The sequence below is a fragment of the Occallatibacter sp. genome (genome assembly GCF_049802275.1).
In the GTDB taxonomy this organism is placed as follows: domain Bacteria; phylum Acidobacteriota; class Terriglobia; order Terriglobales; family Acidobacteriaceae; genus Telmatobacter.
Map to the genome: position 1 here is coordinate 1 of NZ_JBARMD010000575.1, position 3,827 is coordinate 3,827.

The 3,827-nt window shown below is 57.1% G+C and carries 5 protein-coding genes; 2 read left to right on the forward strand and 3 right to left on the reverse strand.

What is annotated here, in order from left to right:
* The 3 genes from WA354_RS19710 to WA354_RS19720 all read right to left on the reverse strand — a co-directional run.
* Positions 1–606 (reverse strand): ATP-binding cassette domain-containing protein (locus WA354_RS19710; protein ID WP_472814730.1); only part of this gene is annotated, 606 nt, incomplete at its 3' end.
* A gap of 27 nt (positions 607–633) precedes the next feature.
* Positions 634–1,938 (reverse strand): zinc dependent phospholipase C family protein, encoded by a 1,305-nt coding sequence (locus tag WA354_RS19715; protein WP_472814731.1) that lies wholly within the window; start codon positions 1,936–1,938, stop codon positions 634–636.
* Positions 1,939–2,076: 138 nt separating this feature from the next.
* Positions 2,077–2,628 (reverse strand): L,D-transpeptidase family protein, encoded by a 552-nt coding sequence (locus WA354_RS19720; RefSeq protein ID WP_472814732.1) that lies wholly within the window; start codon positions 2,626–2,628, stop codon positions 2,077–2,079.
* 113 nt (positions 2,629–2,741) lie between these two features.
* Here WA354_RS19720 and WA354_RS19725 point away from each other — a divergent pair, with 113 nt between their 5' ends.
* Both WA354_RS19725 and WA354_RS19730 read left to right on the forward strand, forming a co-directional pair.
* Complete coding sequence (locus WA354_RS19725; protein ID WP_472814733.1) at positions 2,742–3,440, forward strand: CoA transferase subunit A; 699 nt, start codon at positions 2,742–2,744, stop codon at positions 3,438–3,440.
* Positions 3,441–3,444: 4 nt separating this feature from the next.
* A partial coding sequence (locus WA354_RS19730) for a CoA-transferase (RefSeq protein WP_472814734.1) occupies positions 3,445–3,827 on the forward strand: 383 nt, incomplete at its 3' end.

The window sequence follows — 3,827 nt, forward strand, 5'->3', positions numbered from 1 at the left end:
CTCGAGCCAGTTCCGCGTTTCAAGATCGAGATGATTCGTCGGCTCATCCAGCAGCAGCAAGTTCGGCTTCGCCAGCAGCAGCTTGGCCAGCGCGATCCGCATCTGCCAGCCGCCAGAGAACTCATCCACCTGCCGTACCCAGTCCTCTTTGGCAAAGCCAAGCCCGGTCAGAACCGTTCCCACCTGCGCATCCAGCGCATACCCATCCAACACATGGAACCGCTCCTGCAGCATCGAGTAGCGCTCCGCGGCCGCTTCATACTCCGAGCTCGCATGATCCAGCTCTGACAACTGCGCCGCCGTCCGCTCGATCTCGCCTTCCATCGCCCGCAACTCGTCAAATACGCTCAGGCACTCGTCAAAAACTGTGCGACCCGTGAGCCGCAAGCCTTCCTGCGGAAGGTAGCCGATGCTCATGCCGCGCGTCAGTTGCATCGTCCCGTAGTCGAGCGACTCGAGCCCCGCCAGCACTTTCATCAGTGTGGATTTGCCGGTGCCGTTGGCGCCCACCAGCGCAGTCTTTTCGTTGCTGCGGATCAGCCAGTTGGCCTCAAGAAACAGCGTGCGGGGGCCAAACCGCTTGCCGGCATTTTGTAGAGAGAGCATTCCTCTCACATTTTCGCAGAAGTATCGCTATTGCAGTCCGCCGCTCGGAGATTGTGCGGTCGATTGGGTTTGTGGCGCGGCCGGTTGTGCCGGATTGGGAGTGAAGGTCTTCAGCGCCTCGAGGTTACTCTGCACCTTCTGCCACTTGCCCGGATCTTTCTTCGTATCGATCGGTGCAGACGGATTCGAGTAGAAGCTGAGGACGTTCTTCTGCAGCGCGACGGTCGTCACATCAAACTTCTTGTCGGCCAGCTGCGAAAGCAGCTTTGCATACGTGTCATCAGCTAGTGTGTACTCGCCCGAAATCGTCGGTTTGCCGCTATCAAGATCGTCGTTATCGAGCTTCACTTTCCTGGCCCGCGTCTCATTAAGCAGCAAACCGTAGTTGTCCACCGTCTGGTTGATGCTTGTGAAATAGAGGTCCTCGGTCTTTGGCGTGGGTATGTTGAAATTCAGCGCCTTGAGCGGTCCAACTTTTGGAAGCACCTTCAAGATCCCGGAAAGGAAGCGCACGCCGAATCCGGGGCGCTGATATTCCTTGCCCCACTGCCTCTCATAGTCAGCACGCGAGAGTCGATAGAGAAATTTCCGCTTCTCGAAGTTTGGGACCTCCTTCATGATTTCCTTCTTGTGAGTCCGAAGAGCCACTTGCGTCATGTGTGGAATGAGGGAACTCACGGAGTAGCGAAACGACCCGATGGCAAGGTCTTCGTGCGGGAGAACGTCCTTCAACTGGATCCCGTAGACCACCGGAAAGACCCGCTCAAGCAGCTCTTTGGAAACTTCGAACCCGATAAAGTCGTGGTACTGCTGTGGCGCGTAGCGCTGCTTGGCAACCTGCGCCATATCAAATCCGAATTCCGTGCGAATGTGCGCCGTCTTGTCCTGTGCGTAGAGAACGAGAGGCCCAAATTTAGCGCGAAGCTTGGGATATGTGATCGCGACAGCCTGGTTCACGGCCGGGTGCCCGGTGATGTCGGATGTGTAGTGTGACAGGGCACCCAACGCAAATGCATATTCGTCGGCGTTCTGGCTCTCCTTGATGAGCTCAAACACAAAATCGCCGCTGCGCACATAGTGCACCAGGTCGCTGAACTCCTGATCGCCGAATGGGTAATAACCCATGTCTTGAATCACGGCCCCGCCATAAGCATAAGCATGCGCCTCTCGGATCTGATCGTCCGTCAGCCCCGGATAACGCGCCAGAATCATCGGCCGCAGATGGTCGTTCCACAACAGATCGATGATCTCTTCATGCGTGAGAACCGAATATGCGTGCGAAGAACCACACCCGATCAAGAAGACGAGCACCATCGCGAATGACCGGAACATTGAGCGCCAAACAGACGCGCGACAGAGAACGTGAAAGCTGAATATATGCATTGTCTAGTGCCGAGACTACTTGCTTGTAGCTCTAATAGATAGTCTTTTCGATTCGATGCCCGTCCACAGATCGGCGTTGTCCTGGGTCTACGGGCGAATCTCAACTGACGTCCCAACGGGGACGAGATTCCAGACGTCGTCGATCTCTTCATTGGTAACCGCAATGCAGCCAAGGGTCCAGTCGTAAAGGTGTTGTCCAGCGCCAATCCAGCCTCTCCCATTCGGCAGGCCATGAATCATGATGGCGCCACCTGGCGGCACTCCCAAGGTAGCGGCGCGCCTGCGGTCTTCGGCATCGGGATAGGAGACATGCAATGCCTTGTGATAGGCACTGTGTTCGTACTTGGCGTCAATAACGTAGTGCCCTTCAGGCGTGCGGCCATCGCCCTCGCGCTGCTTGGGTTCAAGTCCACCGCGGCCGAGAGCCACCTTGTAGGTGCGAACGACCTTGCCTCTGCTCAGAAGCTCCATCACATGATCCTTCTTGAGAACCAGGATTGAGTCGACTTGTCCTGATTTTTGTGGCGCTGAATTCAGACGGAGTTCGCCAGATGCATAAGCGCCAAAAAGAGGTCCAATCAGCAGCCCAAACAAAACGGCACGGCGCGCTATAAGCCTCGAAACGCGACTGGAGAGCATGCGGACACTGTAAACCATTCTTTTGCGATAATCGTCCGCTTGGCGGTTATAAGGTCGTTCATGTAAAACAAGCGACGGAAGCAAGATCAACTGTCACTGCCCCGACACTCTTGATGAATAAGCTCTTCCCCAACCCGAAAGCGGCTCTCGATGGCATCGTGCGCGACGGCATGCTGATGGCCATCGGCGGATTCGGCCTTTGCGGTATTCCTGAGGAACTGATCCTCGCCTTGCGCGACACCGGCGTCCGTGACCTGACGATCGCCAGCAACAACGCCGGCGTGGATGGCGCCGGACTTGGCCTGCTGCTTGCCACGCGCCAGATTAAGAAGATGCTCTCAAGCTACGTGGGCGAAAACGCCGAATTTGAACGCCAGTTTCTCTCCGGCGAAATTGAAGTGGAGTTCTGTCCCCAGGGAACCTTGGCCGAGCGTATGCGCGCCGGCGGAGCAGGCATTCCCGGCTTCTACACGCGTACCGGCATCGGCACGATCATTGCTGAAGGCAAGGAGCACAAGGATTTTGACGGCAAAACCTACATCCTGGAACGCGGCTTTGTTGCCGATTTGTCTCTTGTGAAAGCGTGGAAGGCCGACCTGCACGGCAACCTCATCTATCGCCGCACCGCGCGCAACTTCAATCCCAACGCCGCCAGCTGTGGCAAGATCACGGTCGCCGAAGTGGAGGAAATCGTCGAGCCCGGCGAACTCGATCCGGACGAGATCCACACGCCCGGAATCTTCGTTCATCGCCTCGTCCACGTTCCTCATCCCATCAAGCGGATTGAGAAGAAGACCACGAGGGAGGGCTGAGCCGATGGCATGGACGCGCAACCAGATGGCTGCCCGCGCGGCGAAAGAGCTGCAGGACGGCTTTTATGTCAATCTTGGGATTGGCATTCCTACGCTGGTCTCGAACTTCATCCCTCAGGGTGTGACGGTTACTCTGCAGTCTGAAAACGGCCTGCTCGGCATGGGGCCCTATCCTCGCGAGTCCGAGATCGACCCCGACCTGATCAACGCCGGAAAAGAAACCGTGACCTTCGTTCCCGGAGCATCCACGTTCTCAAGCGCCGACTCCTTCGCCATGATTCGCGGTGGACACATCGATCTCGCCATCCTTGGCGCCATGCAGGTTTCCGAGCGCGGCGATCTTGCCAACTGGATGATTCCCGGCAAGCGCGTGAAAGGCATGGGCGG

Bases quoted from the DNA above. Each gene is read 5' to 3' on its own strand.
- WA354_RS19715 (WP_472814731.1), bottom strand. From the start codon at position 1,938: ATGTTCCGGTCATTCGCGATGGTGCTCGTCTTCTTGATCGGGTGTGGT.
- WA354_RS19720 (WP_472814732.1), bottom strand. From the start codon at position 2,628: ATGCTCTCCAGTCGCGTTTCGAGGCTTATAGCGCGCCGTGCCGTTTTG.
- WA354_RS19725 (WP_472814733.1), top strand. From the start codon at position 2,742: ATGAATAAGCTCTTCCCCAACCCGAAAGCGGCTCTCGATGGCATCGTG.